The sequence below is a fragment of the Mediterraneibacter sp. NSJ-151 genome (assembly GCF_022487435.1).
GTDB classification, from domain to species: domain Bacteria; phylum Bacillota; class Clostridia; order Lachnospirales; family Lachnospiraceae; genus Schaedlerella; species Schaedlerella hominis.
In genome coordinates this window covers 187,522-210,562 of sequence record NZ_JAKVPP010000001.1, presented here as the reverse complement: position 1 = coordinate 210,562, position 23,041 = coordinate 187,522, and the positions used below count along the sequence as shown (strand labels likewise).

The 23,041-nt window shown below is 38.1% G+C and carries 19 protein-coding genes; 1 reads left to right on the top strand and 18 read right to left on the bottom strand.

Going from position 1 to position 23,041, the window contains the following annotated elements:
• Positions 1-20: 20 nt before the first annotated feature.
• The 9 genes from asnS to LQE94_RS01025 all read right to left on the bottom strand — a co-directional run bounded on the left by asnS (position 21) and on the right by LQE94_RS01025 (position 12,684).
• On the bottom strand, positions 21-1,412 hold the full coding sequence (asnS, locus tag LQE94_RS01065) for an asparagine--tRNA ligase (RefSeq protein WP_118724038.1): 1,392 nt from the start codon (positions 1,410-1,412) through the stop codon (positions 21-23).
• A gap of 118 nt (positions 1,413-1,530) precedes the next feature.
• Positions 1,531-3,999 (bottom strand): C39 family peptidase, encoded by a 2,469-nt coding sequence (locus LQE94_RS01060; RefSeq protein ID WP_240576795.1) that lies wholly within the window; start codon positions 3,997-3,999, stop codon positions 1,531-1,533.
• A gap of 64 nt (positions 4,000-4,063) precedes the next feature.
• Complete coding sequence (locus LQE94_RS01055; protein ID WP_240576794.1) at positions 4,064-5,215, bottom strand: class I SAM-dependent methyltransferase; 1,152 nt, start codon at positions 5,213-5,215, stop codon at positions 4,064-4,066.
• A 200-nt stretch (positions 5,216-5,415) separates the two neighbouring features.
• On the bottom strand, positions 5,416-8,073 hold the full coding sequence (locus LQE94_RS01050) for a sensor histidine kinase (RefSeq protein WP_240576793.1): 2,658 nt from the start codon (positions 8,071-8,073) through the stop codon (positions 5,416-5,418).
• A gap of 45 nt (positions 8,074-8,118) precedes the next feature.
• Positions 8,119-8,814: a response regulator transcription factor gene (locus LQE94_RS01045; protein WP_118737678.1), complete on the bottom strand. Its 696-nt coding sequence runs from the start codon at positions 8,812-8,814 to the stop codon at positions 8,119-8,121.
• A gap of 835 nt (positions 8,815-9,649) precedes the next feature.
• Entirely contained in the window at positions 9,650-10,855 is a 1,206-nt protein-coding gene (locus LQE94_RS01040; protein WP_009244191.1) for a tyrosine-type recombinase/integrase, read from the bottom strand.
• A gap of 67 nt (positions 10,856-10,922) precedes the next feature.
• Positions 10,923-11,156 carry a helix-turn-helix domain-containing protein gene (locus LQE94_RS01035; protein WP_021865324.1) on the bottom strand — a complete coding sequence of 78 codons (234 nt, stop codon included), beginning with the start codon at positions 11,154-11,156 and terminating at the stop codon, positions 10,923-10,925.
• Positions 11,101-12,237 carry a replication initiation factor domain-containing protein gene (locus tag LQE94_RS01030; protein WP_005333721.1) on the bottom strand — a complete coding sequence of 379 codons (1,137 nt, stop codon included), beginning with the start codon at positions 12,235-12,237 and terminating at the stop codon, positions 11,101-11,103. The genes LQE94_RS01035 and LQE94_RS01030 overlap by 56 nt, the downstream gene beginning before the upstream one ends.
• A gap of 114 nt (positions 12,238-12,351) precedes the next feature.
• A complete protein-coding gene (locus tag LQE94_RS01025; protein ID WP_009244196.1) occupies positions 12,352-12,684 on the bottom strand; it encodes a hypothetical protein in 333 nt (110 codons plus the stop codon).
• A gap of 283 nt (positions 12,685-12,967) precedes the next feature.
• On the opposite strand from LQE94_RS01025, the gene LQE94_RS01020 reads away from it, so the two are divergent.
• Positions 12,968-13,807 carry a helix-turn-helix domain-containing protein gene (locus LQE94_RS01020; protein ID WP_117537929.1) on the top strand — a complete coding sequence of 280 codons (840 nt, stop codon included), beginning with the start codon at positions 12,968-12,970 and terminating at the stop codon, positions 13,805-13,807.
• Positions 13,808-13,977: 170 nt separating this feature from the next.
• On the opposite strand, the gene LQE94_RS01015 is transcribed toward LQE94_RS01020, so the two are convergent.
• From LQE94_RS01015 to LQE94_RS00975, 9 genes are all read right to left on the bottom strand, one after another.
• A complete protein-coding gene (locus LQE94_RS01015) occupies positions 13,978-14,346 on the bottom strand; it encodes a hypothetical protein (protein WP_004844112.1) in 369 nt (122 codons plus the stop codon).
• Positions 14,339-14,935 carry a hypothetical protein gene (locus LQE94_RS01010; RefSeq protein WP_240576792.1) on the bottom strand — a complete coding sequence of 199 codons (597 nt, stop codon included), beginning with the start codon at positions 14,933-14,935 and terminating at the stop codon, positions 14,339-14,341. Before LQE94_RS01010 ends, LQE94_RS01015 begins: the two co-directional genes overlap by 8 nt.
• A gap of 409 nt (positions 14,936-15,344) precedes the next feature.
• The gene (locus LQE94_RS01005) at positions 15,345-16,271 is read right to left on the bottom strand and encodes an alpha/beta fold hydrolase (RefSeq protein ID WP_022075471.1); all 927 of its coding nucleotides are present in this window, start codon (positions 16,269-16,271) and stop codon (positions 15,345-15,347) included.
• An 8-nt stretch (positions 16,272-16,279) separates the two neighbouring features.
• Positions 16,280-17,647 carry a citrate/2-methylcitrate synthase gene (locus LQE94_RS01000; protein WP_118737680.1) on the bottom strand — a complete coding sequence of 456 codons (1,368 nt, stop codon included), beginning with the start codon at positions 17,645-17,647 and terminating at the stop codon, positions 16,280-16,282.
• A gap of 108 nt (positions 17,648-17,755) precedes the next feature.
• Entirely contained in the window at positions 17,756-18,631 is an 876-nt protein-coding gene (rsmA, locus tag LQE94_RS00995; RefSeq protein ID WP_118724033.1) for a 16S rRNA (adenine(1518)-N(6)/adenine(1519)-N(6))-dimethyltransferase RsmA, read from the bottom strand.
• A gap of 60 nt (positions 18,632-18,691) precedes the next feature.
• The gene (locus LQE94_RS00990; RefSeq protein ID WP_118737681.1) at positions 18,692-19,459 is read right to left on the bottom strand and encodes a TatD family hydrolase; all 768 of its coding nucleotides are present in this window, start codon (positions 19,457-19,459) and stop codon (positions 18,692-18,694) included.
• Position 19,460: 1 nt separating this feature from the next.
• Positions 19,461-20,219, bottom strand: a complete 759-nt coding sequence (locus LQE94_RS00985) for a hypothetical protein (RefSeq protein WP_118737682.1) — start codon at positions 20,217-20,219, stop codon at positions 19,461-19,463.
• Positions 20,220-20,307: 88 nt separating this feature from the next.
• Complete coding sequence (locus tag LQE94_RS00980) at positions 20,308-22,350, bottom strand: beta-propeller domain-containing protein (protein ID WP_240576791.1); 2,043 nt, start codon at positions 22,348-22,350, stop codon at positions 20,308-20,310.
• A 15-nt stretch (positions 22,351-22,365) separates the two neighbouring features.
• The gene (locus tag LQE94_RS00975) at positions 22,366-22,878 is read right to left on the bottom strand and encodes an RNA polymerase sigma factor (RefSeq protein ID WP_022075477.1); all 513 of its coding nucleotides are present in this window, start codon (positions 22,876-22,878) and stop codon (positions 22,366-22,368) included.
• Between the last annotated feature and the right edge of the window lie 163 nt (positions 22,879-23,041).

Sequence of the window (23,041 nt, the reverse complement as noted above, 5' to 3'; positions counted from 1 at the left end):
TTTCTGTTCTCCTCTTAGCCTTATAATTCGCAGTTATTTACTGTTCTTGGGAATGGAATCACGTCACGAATGTTTGACATACCTGTCAGATACATTACACAACGCTCAAATCCAAGACCAAATCCTGCATGACGTGTAGAACCATATTTTCTAAGATCCAAATAGAACTGATAGTCCTTTTCTTCCAGCCCAAGCTCTTTCATTCTTCCAAGGAGCTTGTCATAGTCATCCTCTCTCTGGCTTCCTCCGATAATCTCACCAATTCCCGGTACAAGACAGTCTACTGCTGCTACAGTCTTACCATCTTCATTCAGTTTCATATAAAATGCTTTGATTTCCTTTGGATAATCTGTAACAAATACAGGACGTTTATAAACCTCTTCTGTAAGATAACGCTCATGTTCTGTCTGCAGATCACATCCCCAAGATACTTTATAATCAAATTTATCGTTATTCTTCTCAAGAATCTCTACCGCTTCTGTATATGTTACTCTTGCGAAATCAGACTCTACAACGTTCTTCAGACGCTCGATCAATCCTTTATCTACAAATGAGTTGAAGAAGTTCATCTCTTCCGGAGCCTGTTCCATCACATAATTGATAACATATTTCAACATAGCCTCTGCCAGCTCCATGTCATCTTCCAAATCTGCGAATGCGATCTCTGGCTCGATCATCCAGAACTCTGCAGCATGTCTTGTTGTATTAGAATTCTCAGCTCTGAATGTTGGTCCAAATGTATAAATGTTACGGAAAGCCTGTGCATAAGTCTCACCGTTAAGCTGACCACTTACTGTAAGGCTTGTCTCTTTGCCAAAGAAATCCTGACTGTAATCTACTGTTCCGTCTTCGTTCTTTGGAAGATTTTCCATATCAAGTGTTGTTACTCTAAACATCTCTCCTGCACCTTCACAGTCACTTCCTGTGATCAACGGAGTGTGCACATATACAAATCCTCTCTCCTGGAAGAACTGATGAATTGCATATGCTGCCAGAGAACGTACACGAAATACTGCCTGGAATGTATTTGTTCTCGGACGAAGATGCGAAATAGTTCTAAGATACTCAAAGCTGTGACGCTTTTTCTGCAGTGGATAATCCGGTGCTGAAGCACCCTCTACTGTGATTTCGTCTGCCTGGATCTCAAATGGCTGTTTTGCCTGTGGTGTTGCAACTAATGTTCCTGTCACTACGATTGCAGCTCCGACATTCTGTTTTGAGATTTCCTGGAAATTCTCCATCTTGTCATGATACACAACCTGAAGTGGTTCAAAATATGAACCATCATTTACCACGATAAACCCAAATGTTTTAGAATCACGGATACTTCTGATCCATCCACCAACTGTTACTTTCTTATCCAGATATTCTTCTCTGTTCTTAAATAACTCTTTTACTGTTATCAAATCCATATCAAAATACTCCTTTTTCTATCTTCAGTTACACAATATCAGTATTATAGCACTGCTCGTTTCTAAAGTGCAATGCTTTCAACACATTATTTACTCCAACTATCTTCTTTCGTATTTCTTATTTTACATATCCTATAAATGTATTTCCGCTTCCTGCCACCATTGCTTCCATTGTCGCAGTATCTACCGTCTTGCCTTCGCCTGTGTCCGGATCAATATAAGTGACATCGTCTGTCGTATATCCAACCAGCAGAATCGCGTGACTTGCATCTGTCATAGCAATAACCGGTCTTCCTTTATTGATAATGTAAAGAATCTGGTTTAATGAACACCCTGTCAAATCCATTCGCTTTGCATCATACTTCTCCATATAATTTGTACATGCCTCCAATGAAGTCTGATCATCCGCTTTCTTAAATGCCCCTACATCTGTACTGTACACCAGATCTCGGTTTCCTTTTTCCCAGACATAAGCCTGTTCCGAAGAAATCACAACACCGGAAACCTGCTCTGCTTTCTGGATTGCATAAGCGGCTTTATCATAAATTCCTACCAGCTCGCCCATACCATAAACATAATATTTATCCGAACGTATCTCATCATCAAACGCTATCGTGATCGACTTTGATGATACAACCTGCTTTGGTCTTAATATCTTCGGTGACATTTCCTCAATTCCATCCGCAAAGGTGAATCTCATCTGTCTTTCTTTTACGTCCGATGAAGTAACCTCCAGTGTGATATTATTCTTTTTACGTTCTTCATTACTCGTAATATAATCCTGAACTGCCGTAGTATAAGTATTCTCATTTCTCGTCAGACGATTTAGCGTTACCATATTAGAATCTACCAGTACATCGGAAATATATACACCTTCCTGTGCATATGTCTTCAACACCTGATTTGAAGAATCCCTGATTTCCAACTGATACATCGGCAAAATGTCCTGCCCCGTAACCGTGGTCCCTTTATCCGACTCACGTATTCTTCCTACAATAAAGTCACCTGCAACAAATCCAAGCGGACGAACAGCCTCTTCTTCATTTGCTTCCACTGTATAAGATTTTCCATTTGCCAGGTTCAACACTTCTACCTCTGTAGCTGTATTTACCGAACCATCTTTCTCATATGCGATCAAATGTCCGTCCTCGGATACCACATACTGTCCTTCGTCCAGATCTTCTGCCAGTTTGGTCTGCTCATAATCTTCCATTGACACTTGATAAAGCGTACCGCCTGCGAGTACATAAAGCATCTGTTGCCCTTCGTTAAAATATACCATCTTTCCAAGCTCGTCTTCCGCAATTGCAAATGACTTTGTACTCGGAATAAATGCCTTTTCCTGGACGGCATTTTTATTATCATCAAAGTAATAAACTGCAACACCAACCTGTCCTTCATATTCTCCACGATTCATATATCCATATACGGCAAATGTTATATTTCCCTTATTGTCCATTTGAATGATACGTACTGCGTGCTGGTCGTTTCTGGAACGTTCATCCTGCCCTTCCATATTAGCAAAGCTAAACACTTGTGATAATTCATCTGTATTTTTATTATATAACCACAAATCTCTCTCCTGGACAAATGCTACAATAGTTCCTTTTTTATTTGTCGCATAGGCAACATCTGAATTCGTCACGCCCAGCATAATTCCATCTTTATCTATCACCTGCTTGTTTCCGTTGAATATCTGGTTCATCGTTCTTGAATAATCCAGCAGATACATCTGCCCTGCATTACAACGCACACGGAAAAACTCTTTTACATTGTAAGTTTCCACTTCGCCGCTGTCTCCGGTACATGTCACCTGATATCTTGCTAATAAAGACGTATATACTGTATTACATTCTTTGATGCTCCAGTCCACATCTGTTGACACTTGCGGATTTAAGTCTCCCCACTGTAGATGTGAAATATTCGAATGAATATTCACAGTCTGCAATGTTGTATTATCACTTTCTTCATTTGGCTCAAGATAAGCTTCCAGTTCTTCTGCATATTGTTTGTCAAATGTTTTCTCATGGATGCTTTTAGCAAAATTCAGACACTCTCTGGCTGAACGATTGAAATTCTGCTCGATTCTTGTGTAATAATAAACATCCTTATCTTCCAACGTTAAAGTTACTTTTAGAACTGCCTCCTGAATTGAATCATCCACTGCACGACTTAAGTTTAACGTCACTTGCGATGATTCCGTATCCGAATTTCCACCATTCCATTCTTCAACATTTTCTTTCAGATAGCAGTCCTTTCCGTCAAGCGAATACGCCTCGTAAGAAATTTTCCGGATCTGCTCTCCATAACCATAAAGATTCAACTGTAATGTCCTTGTTGCTGCCACCGGAGTGATCGTATCACGCATTGCTGTTATGTTCATCTCCGTAGTGTACCCTGGCAATGCATTTACCTCATTGTCATCTACAATGACCGATACCATCGGCAATGTCGGCTCCCCTAAGCTAATCGTCTGGTCATCGGTTCCCTTATTCATGACCAGACTGCTCACAAGTACTGCTGCTAAAAATATCAGGATGAGAATTCCTATTTTCATCCATTTCCTTGAATTTTTTCTTTTCTTCATATTCAGTTTTGACCCCTTATATTTTAAATTTTGTTTTCATTTGGCTTCACCTGTCCATCTCTGCCTAATTAAGCAGTCTCCCCAATGTCGGTGACGCATGCAAAAATTCTTCGCATGCCTGAATCTGTTCTTTACATTGTTTTTCTTTCTTTATATGCTTCTCCTTTGACTTCACCGCTCGAAGTAAAATATTCTTCGGTGTATGTTCCATATCTATAAATTCCAGAACCTGTGTATCATATCCCATACTTTCCAGATATTCTGCTCTCAGACCATCTGTCACAAGTGCTGCAAATCGTTCTTTTAGTAATCCGTATTTCATAATCGGAGCCAGAACCTCATTTTCAATCTGGCTGTTCAATTCATGCTGACAACAAGGAACTGAAAGTATGACTTTTGCATTCCAGCCAACAGCCTTTGCCAGTGCATAATCTGTTGCCGTGTCACATGCATGCAGTGTCACGACCATATCAACTTCATTGACACCCTCATAATCTGCAATATCGCCCTCTAAAAATGTCAGTTTTTCATATCCGTATTCCTTGCTCAATGCATTACAATGTGCGATAACCTCTGATTTCAAGTCTAATCCGATGATGCGGATATCGTATTGCTTCAATTCATGCAGATAATAATACATTGCAAATGTCAAATAAGATTTCCCACATCCAAAGTCCAGAATTGTGATTTCTCTATCCTTATCCAGCTGTGGCAGGATATCCTCAATAAATTCCAAAAAGCGATTTATCTGCCGGAACTTATCAAACCGTGTTCTCACAATCTTGCCATCTTGTGTCATAACCCCAAGATCCTGTAAAAATGGTACCTTCATACCTTCCTGTAAAATATATTTTTTGCTTCGATTATGTGCCTGTATTTTGACATTTCTGCTTGTTTTTACAGCTTTTTTCTGTATTGTAACCTTTCCCTTTTTACTGACAAGTATCGTATAATCTGTATCTTTGGTTGCCATCTGCATTTGTTTAAATTCTTTCATATAATCAACAATTCTCTCAACTGCTGCCTCCGGCTCCAGATTTTCGTGAAATGCTTGTGTCTTCGAAAAAGATTCTAATTGCAAAAACAACCGGTCTTTCATCATTACCGGTCTGACTTTTACTTTTATAATTCCCTCTTTTGTACGTGGATTACTCAAAATAGCCTGTATAAAATCTATATTTAATGTTTCACATAACAATTTTTTTATATTTTCCATATTTACTCTTTCTATATTTAAATTGTTACTGTTCACAGTACCTGAAAACAGTAAAATCAAATTCTCTATCGAATATAATTTTTCCTACTATCGGATTTATTTTATCACAGAAGTTTTTTCGGGGCAACCGACAAGAGAGTGAGTTTATGGCTTTTTTACAAAATGTAAAAAGTCACAAACCCACTCCCTGTTATTTCTTCTTATCGACTTTCTTTAAGTGGTAATGTGATCGTCACCTTAAACAAATCACCATCCACATATACTTCAAATGTTCCACCTTGCATCTCTGTCAATGTACTTGCAATAGAAAGCCCGAGACCGCTTCCTTCTGTACTTCTTGAAATATCTCCACGGATAAATCGTTCTGTAAGCTCTTCTGCTTTAATATTCAGCTTCTGAGCAGAAATATTTTTCAATGTAAATTCTGCCACTTCTTCTTTGATTTGCAGATCGGCATATACACGTGTTCCCGACATTGCATATTTTGCCGCATTATTGAAAATATTTTCCAAAACGCGCCACATCCTGCGTCCATCTACATGAACAATAACCGGGGATTCCGGAACAGATGCAATCACTTCCAAATCATTTGCCGACATCTTCTCTTCGATTTCGCCGATTGTCTGATTCAATATTTCCACAAAATTGACATCCATCATCTGCAGATTTATATTGCCACTGCTCACCTTTGATGCTTCTACCACATCCTCCGTCAATGTCTTTAACCTCTGAGACTTTTCCTCTAAGACTTTCAAATATCCCTGAATCTTTGGATCATCAATGTCTTCCCGTTTTAACAAATCCACGTAATTAATAATCGATGTCAGAGGTGTTTTAATATCGTGCGACACATTTGTAATCAAATCCGTCTTCAGTCTTTCACTTTTGATTTTTTCATCTACGGCACGATTCAATCCATTTCCTATATCATTTATCATCTCCGCAGTATGTTTATATTCGCCCTTTAGTTTTTCTGTCGGTATCTGATATTCCAAATCTCCGGATGCAATTCTTTCAATTCCTTTTCGTACCTTATCCTTTGCAATTGCATTTCGCACAATATAATATAACCCTACAATTTCCGCTACGAACATAAGGAAAATAAACATTCCGACACCCGAGCTCATACCGAGCCAGTGAATACATACAAATCCGATAAATACCAGAACTGCCCGCCAGGTAATACTTCGATTTCTCCAAAAATCTCGGAAAAACCTAACAATTGCACGCAAGACTTTGATACACCATTTTAAAATGAAATATAAAATACTATTTTTCCAGAGGATTCGTCCCTTAATCCTTCTTACCAGACTAAGATATCCCGCAAGGAACAATACCATACTCAGTCCCATATAAATCGTTACGAGCACATAATTCATTCCTGACAAAGAAAATGTATAATAATACTGTTGAGATGTGTTTCCCCAACCCACAGCATCGTAATAGGTTCCTTCCCAGCATTCTCCGACAAACATCGTCAGAAAAATCCATGGCACGATTACAAGTGCGGCTCCCAATTCGCTCTTCCAATAATCAAATGAATTCAAATGAAGTTCTTCATCTTCTGAATTTCGCCCTGCTACTGCTGTCAGCCAGACTATAATGATTAAACACAGTGCTGTGCCGACTATAATAAATGCACTTGCCATATTGATATATGGAGCATATTGCCGGTAATTTTGATTATATGTGTAAAATACGTCCTGAACTGGAAAATCTGTATCGACCGTTGCCACAAAAATATAATTATCGGATTCTTTATTGTCTCCTTCTAAAATATGGAAGACTTCTTTCCATTTTCTGGCATCTGTATCTTTTAAGTTCGATTCAAAATCTGCCAACTTAGGCTTTACTACAACATACTTGCTATGCTCTTGTTTTTTTAATTCTTCTATGTTTTTATCTACATCACTATATTGTGTCCATGCACTATTATTTGTGTACACTTTCTTCGCCTGCTGATCCACAAGCAGATACTTGAAATTTGTATTTCCTTCCGAAAAATCTGTGGAATCTTTATATTCGCCATACTGTTCTGCATCATAAGCAATATTCTCCAATGAACTGCTCAAATCGTTGTATATCTTATTCAGCTTTCCATTTAACTTTTCATTTTCATTAATGAGTGTTAACAGATTTTTTGCACCAATCGGTGCAGCCTCTTCTTTTCCTATTGAAGAATCCCAGTTACCGTCATATAGCCAACAATCTGTGTAGAGAGTATTTCCTTTTTCATCTTCAATTCGGATGGTATCATAATAATTTGACATTCCCACGCCATAATTATAGGACAAATTATCATAAAATGTTTGCAGCTGACTATTCTCCTCTGCATTTTCCTCCGGTCGAAGCTGGGCTCCATTTAAAATAACCTTGAGTTTAGCATCATTGATCAAATTTTGGAATTCATTATAATAATAGTAATAGTATTTTCCATCTTTTTTCTTACAGACAATAATGCGATAATCATCCGCATCCTCACTGCTCGTTTCTTTTGCCTGTCCCCATGCTGCCAGCTCACCTAACTTGTATGCAACTCCGGAAGTATTCTCCCCGGATATCGTTCTGCTTTTTGCATACTCTGTAATATCTACAATCTTATCCGGATTATATTTGCCATCTGTCTCGAATTCGTCTTGTATATGAATCCTCTCCGCCACGTAGATTGCCGTCTGATACATTGTTTGCTCAAATGAATTTGCATTCTCATATTTTTTCTCTGCTCGTAGCTTTGCATCATATACTACACCATTCAAGCTTGCCAATAAAATAACACTGATTCCAAGCAATATTGCTGTAACAATCGCAACAAAAACCAATATCGCCTTTGTAATCGGTTTCTTATACCATTTCTTCATATAATCACACCCTTACCTCTTGATTTAGGAAGCTGCATTTTATATTTACAGCTTTTCAATCTTATATCCGACTCCCCACACTACTTTTAGATAACGTGGTTCTCTCGGATTGATCTCAATTTTTTCCCGGATATGACGAATATGTACCGCCACTGTATTATCAGCTCCGATTGCCTCCTCATTCCATATTGATTCATAAATCTGGTTAATTGAAAATACTCTTCCCTGATTTTTCATTAATAATTTTAAAATATTGTATTCAATCGGTGTCAGTTTTACAGATTCCCCATCTACTGTGACCTGTTTCAAATCATCGTTCATCTGCAGTCCACCGGTCTCATAAATGGTATCCTTCTGTTCTTTTGCATTCCCGCCAAACTGGGTATACCTGCGAATCTGTGATTTCACACGTGCGACTAATTCCAACGGATTAAACGGCTTCGTCACATAATCATCTGCACCTACATTTAATCCTAATATCTTATCTACGTCCTCTGATTTTGCCGATAAAATAATGATTGGAATACTATGTTTTTCACGAATCTTTAATGTTGCACGGATTCCATCCAGTTTTGGCATCATCACATCCAAAATTAACAAGTGCACTTCCTCTGTCTCCAACAGCTTTAATGCCTGTTCGCCATCATATGCTTTCAAGATATGATAGCCTTCCTGAGTCAAATAAATATCTATTGCCTCTACGATTTCTTTATCATCATCACATACTACGATGTTGTACATTCTTCATCACCTCCCTTACAGTATACATGATAGAATGAAAAAATTAAAAAGGTTTGGGGGAAATCTTATGATTTTATTAATGTTCCATTCACTGTTCCATTCATATGCTATTTTTGCTGCTTTTCTTTCAAGTCGAACGTCTGTGAGACTTGGCGCGTGATTCTGGTCAGCGGAGCTGACATATTCCTATCAGAATCACTGCGCATCCCCGCGGAGCGTTTATCTCAGTCGGAGATTGGACTCCGACTGAGATAAATTTCATATTTTCATAATATTTTTTCGATTTCTTTTATAGTTTTAACATATTTTAGACATATTTTCTGGATATAATAATCTCAGATAGTTGATACAGCAACTATCTCCCCCTCATAAAGTTAAGATATCTTGGACAGATTTCAAGATATCAAACTTTACTCTCATTCCTTTTAGTTAAATAGAAAACACGAAATCCGTTAGCCATAGTGGTTAACGGATTTTTGTTTGCCCACATATTATTCTTTTTCGGACTTTAGTTTCTAAGTTGTTTATAATTTTTCGATTTCTTTTATAGATTCAACATATTTTAGACACATTTTCTGGATATAATAATCTCAGATAGTTGATAAAACAACTATCTCCCCCCTCATAAAGTAGACATCGGGCGTAACTTCCCGATGTACACTTTACTCTCATTCCTTTAGATAACTATAAAACAACGAAGCCCGTTAGCCCTTGTGGTTAGCGGGTTTTCGCTGTTCTGTACTTGTTGCAAAATCCGCTTCGGTCAAATCTCGGTCAAATAATTTTCTAAAGAAATGTTGCACCTTTTCTATTCTCTTTCTTATTCTTGTTCTGATTATATGATTTCCTTATACAAATTCTGTAATTTATCCATTTCCGATTTTGCTTTATCATCTGTGACGTGCGTATACAAATCCAGTGTGATTGCTATGGAATAATGTCCGAGGAATCCTTGTACTACCTTTGCGTCAATCCCGGCTTCAAAACAACGCGTTGCAAAAGTATGACGAAGTGCATGTGGATAAAAATGCGGAATCGGTATAAACACTGTCTTGTTTTTCTCTGCCTGCTTTTTTCGTTCCTTATTGATAGATTTTTCTATCCAGTCTAACGTCACTTGAAAGGTGTGTTCTGTAATCGGTTTTCCGTTCTTTCCAACAAACACAAGATTTTCAAATCCCTCTAATGGTTGCCATTCACTAGCTGACAACTGCATTTCTTTCAACTGAATCCACTGACGTTTTAAAGCCTTATACACACTGTCCTGCATGGGAATCGTCCGTATACTGTTCTTTGTCTTTGGTGTCTGGTACTTGAATACATACTTCTTTGTTTCCTTATCTTTGATATACACCAACGTTTTATTTACAGAAATTTCCCGTTTCCGAAAATCTACATCATCCCATGTAAGCCCAAGCAGTTCTCCGCCACGCATTCCCGTTCCGAGTGCTACCTGTATGAGATTCTCGTGTATTCTCTCCTTTGCGTGTTCCAATACTTCCCGTTGTTCTTTCACAGTCAGTACCCGTATCTGTTTTGTCTTTGTTTTGGGAACTTCCACTCCTGCACATGGGTTGAATGTAAGAATCCTGTTATGCACTGCATATTTGAACATAGCATTGAGAATATTATACACATCCCGTATAGTCTTTGTGCTGTAATCATCATCTGCCATATTCTGAAGCAGACGTTCCAAAATAATCGGATTAAAATCTGCCACACGTTGTTTTCCTATCTGCTTCTTTATGTAACGTCTGTAAAAATCATCATAACGTACTTGTGTACTCTCCTTGATAGTCCGCTTCTTATGGGTATTCAGCCAGATATCAAACCATGTATCCAGAGTGATATTATCGCCCTTTCCTTTCAACCCATGCTTGACTTCATAGCGTAAATCTTCCATTTCTTGAACTAACTTTTTTAAGTCCGCATTATCTTTTGTATACGTTTCTCCTTTGTAATAAAACCGCCCTCTGTAAATTCCGCTTTTTCTCTGCATAATTCCCGGCGGTAATGGATTTCCTTTTAAGTCCTTGCCCAATCTGCACGCTCCTTTCCGTGCAAGGACTATCAGAACTGGTCTGACAGTATTATATGCTTATTTGTGTTTATACTGCAATTACTTCATATTTATTTTTCAGATTATGCCCTTCGTTTTTCTTCAAAAACTGGTCTAAAACCTCAGAGCGTATAAGAATCTTATTTCCAATCCTTATGACCGGAATCTTCTGCCATGTAATCAGCTTTCGCAGATTATTTCTTCCAATTCCCGTATACTCTGACGCTTCATTCACTGTAAGGGCTTTCTTTGTCTGTATCGTGTTCTGTGTATGTTCTGTCAAAGATTCTCCTTTCTTCTTCCCTCAAAAGGAACGATTTTTTATAGTCCTCATATATGCGTTGTTGTTCTTCGTTCATCTGCCCCCGTTCTATTAGCTGGCGGATATAATCTCTGTTATCCAGTTTTCCGATTTTATCCATTAGCTTTAAAGAGGGCGAAACTGCTACGTTCAGCCACTGCCATGTTCGTTCCAGTGTCTTTTTCTCTGGATTCATGGTCAACTTTATCTTCCCTACATCCTGCATGAGTTCTTCCCACGGGGGATAAGTAGGATAAAGCCGTTTTCTTGTAACCGTGCTGTTTTCCGGCTTCTGTAAAAACCGCACTTTCTCGTTTAATACAGACAACGCAATCCGTGCCACATCCCTGTCTTTCAGAAGTTCTTCTACTAATCTGACCGCTTTTTTGTGCCGGAATCGAAGTTCATATCTGTTCCAGTCCGGGTTGAGTTCTTTTCCGAACTTTTCTGCCTGTTCATATCCCTTTTCATAGAATGTAATCCGAAAATCACTGTGTTTACTGCCGAGATATAGTGTTTTTCCCTGCGCTTCTATTTCATCCTCTTTCAGTCTATCAGAACGATTCTCTGCTGTATCACGCAACTGACTAGATATCAGCCCCTCGTTTTTCAGACGAATCAATTCCGGGATAGACAGATAAGGCTTTGTATCGTCGATTGCCAAGTCTATCCTCGGAAAATTCACCGGGTATCTGCAAACTCTTTCCAGAAAATCAAACCATGTTTCCTTATTCATCATAAGGAAATTTTCATAATTCCTGCACCCCGAACCACTCATAAGAATCTGAAATCCCTCATACTGTGCATTTCCTGTCGGTTTCAGAATCTTGATATTGTCAAATCTTGCTATCAGTTCGTGTCCAGCAATTCCTTTTTCCTTACCATGCAGTTCCATAAAACTCAGTGGAATCCGCAAGATATCTTCTATGATTATGAACACGTCTACACCTTTGACAGTAATCTGACACCAGTCAATCAGTGCTGTCAAATCTTCTTTCTGACGAGTTACCCCCCTGTTAGTATAGGGGGGTTCTGAAATTTTCATTACCTCTGTTATCATCATCCCTGCCTTTCGTAGTATGCCGTGGCTTTCGCCACGTTCCCGGAACTTCCTCTACTCCCTTTGCTCCTTTCACGCTGTACGGAGCAGTCCGCAGAGAATTTCCGGGAACAGTCTCTACACGTTTCCTTTTCCGGTAACAACACGGATACCCTTGCAGGAGATTCTGTCCACCAATACCGGGAAGTTTCCTCTCTGCACATAAGGGGCATATACCGCTTCTTCTAGTTCTACCACTGTGTAAGGCTCTACCTTTGGAAGTTCTGTTGCTTCCAGACGGATATCTACGCTGTTTCCAAGTTTCATGCTTCCGAGGTGAAGTTTCAATGCTTCCACTTCCTCGGTTTTCTTCCGGGTTTCCTTATCATACTTGTAGCAGTAGTCTGCTCCCATGTAACGGAGTTCCCCGAACGCTTCTCTGACCTGTTCTTTTGTCAATGTAATCTGCATGCTACATTTCTCCTTTTTTGAAATCATGGTGAATGAGTGTCTGGTAAGTGTGACAAGTCCTTTTCATATCCACGTCTATATTTATTTCATTACTTTTCTCCTTACCTCTTAACCTCATCATAGACCTGTTTTTTCTTCTTGTCAACAATTATTTTACTTTTTCCCTTACTTTTTATTTTTGTATTTCAAACGCTTAACTATATCTTTTTATAACTTATTATAATTTTACCCTTACATTTATCCTTATCTTGTGTTATGATGAAAACAGAAACGAGGTGTGCATATGTTTGTGAATAAAGAAGCAGTAGGAAAACGAATTTTACAGATACGCAAGAAATACGGTTACAGTATGCAGAAGTTTGGGGAAATCATAGATAATGCCCCGAAAGGCTCTGTAAACAGTTGGGAAAAGGGTGTGAATCTTCCCAATGAGAAACGCTTGAAGCAGATTGCCACGTTGGGCAATATGACGCTGAATGAACTTCTGTATGGTTCATTTAAAGAATATGTAGATATGCTTATCACAGAAAAACTGGGGATTGAACTGCCGGAAGAATTTACCAGAACTTTCTATTCTCTTTTAGAGCAGAACGGATTTACCTACGGGGATGATATCGAAATTGTCCGGCTTGTAAACGGCTTTCTGACTTATCATAACCTTACAACAAAAGAAACCGCCATTTTCTATCAGCCAACTGCATACTCCGGCGATTATTTTGACGGTATCATACAAAAAGCGGATTCTTCCGTTCTGGTCTGCCGGGCATATGCAGATAAGGCAAACAACACCTTACATATCATTCCGGCTTTTGAGAATGGACAGACTGAGGAAGTAGCAGACTTCTTTCATGCACTGAAAAGCATAACCGCTCCACACAACAACAATTATTTCACTTCCGGCTTTCTGACACTCGGACTGGCATTGAGAGATTCCAAAGTAATTATCTATGGAATTGATGAAAAACAGGGAACAGCACAGGTAATCCCTTACGAATATGATTGCGAATCAGACGCTTATATCCAGAATGAACATCTGGCATATACCAGACAGGATAGCTTTTTCCGAGAAGCCACGAAAGAAGCGGTCTATCGGAAAATGCAATCCGACAGAAGTAACCCATAAGATAAACAAGAGGACTTGCAAGGTTTGTGACCTTTCAAGTCCTCTTATGTATCATGATGGTATTGGCTGTGTCCGTTCCGTAAAGGACTGCCCTACGGCGTCTCGGCTTCGCCTTGTTCCTTTACCTCACTAATAATAATGTTCTGATAGCAGAACTCTTACTTATACTTTTATCTTACTATTCTTTCAATTTTTACCGTTTCACCATCAATATTATACTTAAAAAAATAAAATTTAATAACATTTCCTTCTGATACTTGTTCTAGATCACCTTTACACTTAGTACAATCTAAACTAACTTTTGTCGTATCAAAAAATAGACTACTTTCTTCCTTCTCATTTAGTTCTATTAAAAGTGTATCAAAAGTTTTCTCTACAACAACCCCACTCAAATGAAACCAATGAGAATTATCATCTCCACTAGAACGCAACTCCATATTTTGACGATTCTCCTTAAAAACATTTCCTTTTACGCCAAGCACAATTAATACTATTGCAAGCAAAAGTATGATTAACAAAATCAATCGTTTCTTATCCATTAAATGTAGTCCCCGATATGTCTGTCCAACTATCAAAATCAAAATTCAAATAACGTACTGTATCCCCCCATCCATCAAATACCATCAATGTATGTACTGTATTTCCAGAATTATATGCTCGCAAAGTTGCATATCCCTCTGCTGCCATTGAATGCCCCGCACGTTCTCCAGTATCACTGCTAATTATACCACAATGGACAACTGCTATATCTCCTCTATCAATGCAATTAGTGAAAAAATTATAATTGGGACTATAGTCAGTATTTTGTGTTACAGAAACATTCTTTCCAGCACAAAAGTCCACAAATCCAGGTCCAATATTGCCAATAGTTGTTGAACCATATGTTATTCCTCCACTCTCCGATGAAACTGTCGTTCCTGTTGAATCCCAAATATCCATATAATCACCTGCAATATCTGTATAATCAACAGCATTATAATATGCACCACATGCTAATAATGCACTAACTGCACATGCATAATGTCCTGTTACACTTTCTATATACGGCTCATTAAAGGAAATAAATTCTTGAAGATGATTTGTTGAAACAAGCGTGTAGTTTTCATAAACTTCAGCAACATCTAGCAAAACCTCATCCCAAGTAGCTGGGTCTTTTCCCCTACTCTCATTCAATGACAGTACTGTTTTTTCTAATGTTTACTTTAATAATATATCTTATTTCCTATTTTGTCTATATTTTTTATGTTTATTTCAAATATTTCATTCTATTTTATTTTTATCAAACTATTTTCAAACAAATCCAAACAAAGAATCTCGGGGCAAATTTCGGTCAAATCAGGATAAATAAATATAACACTTTATATGTAAGTCAATTTTAAAAAAGCCTGTAATTCCGGGCTTTACAACACTTTGTAACACAATATAAACCAGTTCGATAATCCCTCATTCCTTTAGATAACTATAAAAACACCAAAACCCGCTAGTCCTTGTGATTAGCGGGTTTTGCGTTGTATATATTATGTATATATCTCAAATCCTATATTCTATTTTCCATCCATGCCAGAATATCCTGATAAACTTGATCTCGGTCTGTCTCATTTAACAACTCATGCCGGTCTCCTGCATACAACTGTAATGTAACATCCCTGATTCCTGACTCTTTATACTTTTCATAAACCTTACGGACACCCTTTCCGCACTTTCCGGCCGGATCTTCTACTCCTGCAGCCATAAGGATTGGAAGATGTTTCGGAATCATAAATACATTCTCTTTCTTTTCCATTCGTGTCATGCCTTCTAGCATATTGCCGTATGCATTAACTGTAAAGTGGAAAGAACAAAGAGGATCATTGACATATTCCTGGAGCTTCTCATCATCACTGGTAACCCAGTCAGCTCTTGTCTTCGGATGTTTGAATTTCTTATTAAACGTTCCGATTACCATGTCCTCAACTAATTTACTTCTATAATGGTCGCCTTTTACTACTGCAATACCTTTACACAATACCTTTCCAAAATTCAATACCGGTATCGGACGTTCCGCAACAACTCCAATTAATATTGCACCTGCAAGTCCATTGCCGTACATCTGGATATATTGGCGCAAAAGGATTGAACCCATACTATGTCCTAACATAAAGTATGGAACATCCGGATATTTCTTTGTAGTCTTTGTTCGAAGCATATGCATGTCTGCAAGCAGACACGCATTGCCATATTCTTTTTGAAAATATCCATATTCTAGCTTACTCTGAACAGATTTACCATGTCCTAGATGATCGTTACCAACTACATAAATACCTTGTTCACTTAAAAACTGGGCGAATTCATCATAGCGATCTACATATTCTATCATTCCATGACAAATCTGCAGTACTGCTTTTATTTCCCCTTCTGGTTTCCATTCAATTGTATGGATTTCAGTATTACCATCTTTTGATGGAAAATAAAATTCATCTTTCATGTTAACCTCTACCTGTCATCTAATTTAATATAATCTCGATATGGTGCAAGCGGTTTGTATGCCGGTCGAATAATTTTATCTACATTCTTCAGCTCTTCGAGACGATGTGCACTCCATCCAACGATACGTGCAGCTGCAAAAATTGGTGTATATAATGCTGGTGGAAGATCTAACATGCTATATACCAGGCCACTGTAAAAATCAACGTTGGCATTAACACCCTTATACATCTTACGTTTTTGTGCAATTACTTCCGGTGCCATCTTCTCTACTTTCTCGTATAATGCATACTCTTTCTCGCAGCCTTTTTCAATTGCAAGCTCTTTTACAAACTTCTTAAATATCTCAGCACGTGGGTCTGATACAGAATAAATCGCATGTCCCATTCCATAAATCAGTCCTTTGCGGTCAAATACTTCTTTATTCAGCAGCGCTTCCAGATAACCTCTGACCTCATCATCATCTGTCCAATCTTTCACACAGAACTTCATATCTTCAAACATCTGCGTTACCTTAATATTCGCACCGCCATGCTTTGGTCCTTTTAAAGAAGCCATTGCTGCAGAAATAGTAGAATATGTATCTGTTCCCGAAGAAGTAACCACATGGGTTGTAAACGTTGAGTTGTTACCACCGCCATGGTCCATATGCAGAACCAGGGCCATATCCAGAATCTCTGCTTCCAGTGCGGTATACTGTCGATTTTCACGAAGCATCATCAAAATATTCTCTGCAGTTGATAATGACGGATCTGGTGCATAAATATATAAATCCTGACCTCTTCGATAGTTATACGCATGATACCCATATACCATCAGCATCGGAAACTGTGCGATCAAATTCAGACACTGACGTAAAACATTAGGAATATCTGTATCGTCTGCCTTCACATCATAAGAATATAATTGTAAAATACAGCGTGAAATATTATTCATCATATCTCTGCTCGGTGCTTTCATAATTACATCTCGAACAAAGTTCGGCGGAAGCATCCTGCGCTGTGCTAACATCTGCTGAAAATCTTTTAATTCTGTCACGTTCGGCAATTCACCAAAAAGGAGCAAATATGCGATCTCTTCAAATCCTGAATGCTTGGCATCCAAAAATCCTTTTACCAAATCTTTGATGTTATATCCGCGATAATAGAGATTACCTGCACACGGCACTTCTTCTCCGTCCACAATCTTCTTTGCACAAACATCTGATATATTTGTCAGTCCTGCTAATACACCTTTACCATTCAAGTCACGCAATCCACGTTTTACCTCATACTTTTCATATAAGTCTCTGTCGATTGCATTATTCTCCTCACACTTACGTGCTAATTGCTGGATTGCAGGAGTGTTGTTAAATAAAATGTCGTCTACATCTCTCATTGTTGCTCCTCCTTCACGTCGTATTCATTTCATTATACTAAAACTTTACCTATTATACAATGAATTGTATATTAAATTTTACACTAACAGGTTATAAAGTTTTTATATTTATTGCTCTGCACTCGATAAAATATTACTCAATCTTGCGAATTCCTCTAGAGTCAAAGCTTCACCTCGCACACTTGCTCCCTTGCCAAGAGTTTCAATTGCAGCTTCAATTTCTTCTTTGCTAAATTGAATTTCGGGTGAGTTTTTCAAACCATTCACAAGCGTTTTTCGTCTCTGATTAAATGAGGCACGAATAATCCGGAACATCAATTTTTCATCTGCAACCTGTACCGGTGGTTCCTCATATCTCTCAAGACGGATTACCGCAGACCCGACTTTCGGACGAGGCATAAAACAGTTTGGCGGTACATTTGCCACTATATATGGTTTTGCGTAATACTGTACTGCAAGCGACAATGCTCCATAATCTTTTGTTCCCGGTCCGACCTGCATACGGTCTGCTACTTCCTTCTGTACCATAACCGTAATGCTCTTCAGGGGAACATGATTCTCAAATAATCCCATAATAATCGGTGTTGTAATATAATATGGCAGGTTCGCTACCACTTTGATCGGCTTTCCGCCATTTTCCTCTTCTGCTAATTTTGCAAGATTCACCTTCAAAACATCCTGGTTTATAATCTGAACATTGTCATATTCTGACAATGTATCTTCCAGAATCGGAATCAATGTCTTATCAATCTCTACTGCAACTACTTTCCCCGCTGCACATGCCAGATACTGTGTCATAGTCCCAATCCCTGGTCCAATCTCTAATACCATATCATCCTTTGTAATTTCTGCCGAAGCAATAATTTTATCTAATACGTGTGTATCAATCAAAAAATTCTGTCCAAATTTTTTCTGAAATGAAAAATTATATTTTTGTAATACAGCAATTGTATTTTGCGGATTCCCTAATGTAGGTTCTTTCATCAAATTTCTCCTCTTTTATATCCCCTGCTCTATACATCTAAGTTCTCACAGGATTTACTTTTATCTATCTAAGCCATAAAATTTTCTTGCATTCTCTTCTGTCACAGCAATCACTTCTTCCGTAGTAGTTCCTTTCAACTGTGCAATTGTCTGTGCCACATAAATCAGATTCGAAGATGCATTTCTCTTTCCACGATTCGGTTCCGGTGCAAGATATGGACAATCTGTTTCCAAAACAATATGCGACAATGGTACTGCTTTTACAACTTCCTTTAACTTTTTTGCGTTCTTAAATGTCACAACGCCGCCAATACCTAACAGATAACCCATTTTGACGTATTCTTCTGCCATCTCTTTTGAATACGAATAACAATGAATAATCGCCTTCATATCAGCTGCATGTTCTTTCATAATCTCCATTGTATCCTGAGCAGCTTCTCTGCTATGAATGTTAACCGGCATATTTAGCTTTCTCGCCAGCTGTAGTTGACATATAAACCATTCTTTCTGAATTTCATGCTGCTCTTTATCCCAATAATAATCCAGTCCAATCTCTCCTACTGCCACGATTTTCTCTTCATGAAGTAATTGTTCCATCCGTGCAAAATTCTCTTCATTCAAATCACCCACTTCATCCGGATGTACCCCAATCATCCCATATACGAATGAGTATCTTCTCGTCAATTCGAGTACACGCTCCCAGGAATCTACCGTAGCACTTGCATCAACGATTGTTCCAACGCCTTGTTCCTGCATAGAACTTAATATCTGGTCTCTGTCCTCATCAAATTGTTTATCATCATAATGTGCATGTGTATCAAATATCATGTTAGTTATCCTTATATTCTTTAAACTTATCGTACATCTCTTCACCTGCCAGTTTAATGATATCCAAAATTTCATCCTCAGATATCTTCATATGTTCTGCAAGCTCACTCATCGTAATTCCACGGCCTTTTTCATCTGCCATTTTATGCAATGTCTCATCCAGATTGTTAACCTGGTTTTCCATCTTTTTATCACGGCGTTTTAATTCTTTATGCTCTTCCATCATCGCCAGAATTCCCTGTCTGATTTCCTGCTGAATAAATGCATCTGCATCATCTTCCGGAAGCATATCTAACGCTAAGATCAAACTGACATTTCCTTCCTGCACACAATCGCCAAGACAAATTCCTTCCTCATGAAGTTCTTTCGCAATCTCTACTACCTGTGGAAGATAAAGCTCTATCAATCTGCTCTTTGCAAGCGCATCCTGTGCAACTGCCTTCTTTAAAAGTTCTGCTCTCTCGCCCTCCTGCTCTTGCTTCATAGCTTTCAAATCTTCTGTATACTCCGCCAAATACTGCTTTTCTTCATCTGAAAATTTGTTCTCATCTATCTGTTCTGTTGTTTGCTGTTTATAATATCCTGACACAACAATCTTCTGCGACATCAAAAAATCATATACTAACAGCATCTGTTCCTCTGTCAGCCCATCCTCTGCAAAAAATTCTTTAATCTGTTCATTTGTCAAACGTTTATCCTGTACATCTGCCTGTTCCAGCAGCTCTTCTAATTTCTTACGAAACTGTGATTGCTCAATCATATTTTCCTCCCGATAATTTTAAATCTATCCGATATAATGTATTTATTATATCGGATAGATTTGCATTTGACAATTCCAGAATCTTACTCTATAAAACGATATCGTCTACTTTCTTAAATCCATTTAATTCATATTTTTCGACTGTATTTCCAGATACGAGATAAAAATATTCCCCTGCATACAGACCTCTTACATTTCCATAACCGGTCATTTCTCTTTCAAATAAACACTTAAAGCCCGATTCATCATAGGAAAAGATATAATATTTTGTATTCTCCCCATAAGCTACAAAACCAATCATATTTTTTTCGACATCTATCATTGCTGCCTTATACTCATATGTGACATTGGTCGAATAACAATCTTCCATTACATACTTCTGCACTTCCGCTACATCTTCCGGATTCGAAATATCAAACATGGATAATTTCACACCATTCGTAGTTGTACCTGTGTCATCAACATCCATTCCAATCCCCAGCAGCAACCCATCTCCATACGGATGCAGATATTCGGAAAATCCAGGGATTTTCAACTCCCCGATTATCTGTGGATTTTTTGGATCTGACAAATCTATTGAAAACAATGGATCTGTCTGTTTATATGTTACAACATAACCTGTTTTGCCAATAAATCTTGCAGAATAAACTTGTTCATCCTTTGCAATATCCTCAATCTTAGATAATTCATTCAATTTCTCATCCAAGATATAAAGATAATTAGTATCTTCTTGTTTCGCAATTTCTGAATCTGCTGAATCTCCAAACAAAACCAGTGGCATGATTTCTGAATCTCCATTTGAACTCACAGTCGTAACAAGACGAAGATTCCCCTCGTATTCATCTAAACTAAATGAATCATTCAATGTTCCGTCAATTCTTGTCTGTCCGACAGCTTTCAATATTCCGTCCTTATAAGAAATTTTTCTAATACATGTCTGAGTTACATCAGAGTCATCGGAATTATAATACGATTCACATACATAAATATTGTTCTTGCTGACATATACCAGCCCGGAACATCCAAAGATTGCTTTGCTGTCCACTTTTTCTTCCGGGTTCTTCAACGAGAAAGAACTTACCACTGTATAAGTATCACCCCTTACATACTGTGGCATACAAATATTACTGTCCTCTACTAATTTACCCTGTACACTCGGAACATATTCTCCAATCGCATCTCGTCCGTTTACAATGGATGCATTAAAATCACTTAATAAATATACATAATCTCCACTTACACGCATAGTGTTATAGTTCCCACTCTGCGTTACTTTTCCTTTAGACATTGGTTTATCCGGATTGCTGACATCATAAATCTCGGCTGTTGTTACAATGCGATAACTATATGAATCTGTTTCGTCCCCATAATAAGACTCTGTATAAACAACGACCAGTTGATCATCTTTAATATAAATTTCCCTAATATCTTGATTCTTCTCAAGGCGAATCGTAGCAGCCTGCTCCATATTCTGCTTCTCGATATTCACAATCTCTATTCTATTATTGTACATGGTATACAAATTCTTACCATCTGTCTTTACGATATCGCCCTCTCCGACTCCATCTTCTCTGACATTCGTATCTGAATAATCTGATGCTGTCACACCACTATCTACCGCTTGCATCACAGATGTGTCTGAGGATGCCACTGCTTTTTCCGATGAACTGTCCATGGATGCACCTTCAACACTATATGTTGCAGCACCACCTCTTGCTTGCACTGACTGGCTCTCTTCCTGCGCTTTAACATAATCATAAACTTCATCATAATCTTTAGCCGATGCAATCTGGGTCCCCGCTGCTGCCTTCTCCGTGTTTTTTGATTTTGTTTTTTCCTTCGATGATGCCGTATAATTGGAATCTGACTTCTTATCCAACTCTACCCCTATAGCAGTTCCTCCTACTATCACCGCACAACATGCTGCTGCGATTGCTGTATATATCGGCTTCCATCTCTTTACCTTTTGTTCAGTATGTTCCCGCAGCATCAATTCGATCCGCTCCGGTTTTAACTTATCCGGAACTTCTATTTTATCTGCTTCTTCACGAAGCTCATTCCCTATCTTTCTGTCCTTCTCATCTTCAAACTGTTCTTCTGTAACATGACTTTTCAACTCTTTTCCGCTCATAATTCCAACTCCCTTCTATGCAAGATTCTTACGAAGCTTCTCCAATGCTCTTGACTTTTTCGAACGCACTGTAGCCGGATTCATAGCCAACATATGTCCTATCTCTTCGCTGGAATATCCTTCTAAAATAGAACAAGATAAAATCATCCTCTCTTCACCATCTAACATCTGAAATGCTTGTAAAAGATCATAATTCTCTTCCTGCGATACCTCTTCTGCCGTAATCTCATCCTTTAATTCTTCCGTCTCACTGTTCTGCTTGAAATGCTTTTTACACTGATTCATCAATATCGTAAAAATCCAGCTGCGGAAAGACTCTTCTTTTTTCAATTTTTTTATGTTCTCATATGCGGCAATAACAGTCTCACTTACAACATCTTCCGCATCCTGGCTATGTTTCATTGTATATAACGCAAATTTATAAAGTTCCTGATAAAGTTGTGCATATAACTCGGAAAATGCTTTTATATCTCCTCGCTTTGCCTTATGAATCAACTTTAATTCAGAATTAAACTCATAACGACTCATGCATCCGCCCCCTTTCTTTTTCTTGTATATCTATTAGAGTTAAAAAATCTGTCTTTTGTTGCATGATTTCTGATTTTATTTTACCATACAAATCTTGCAATTTATCCACATCCTGTGCTAAAGTAAAAAAAAAGCATATTTCTTATGAATTCTAAGGTGACCA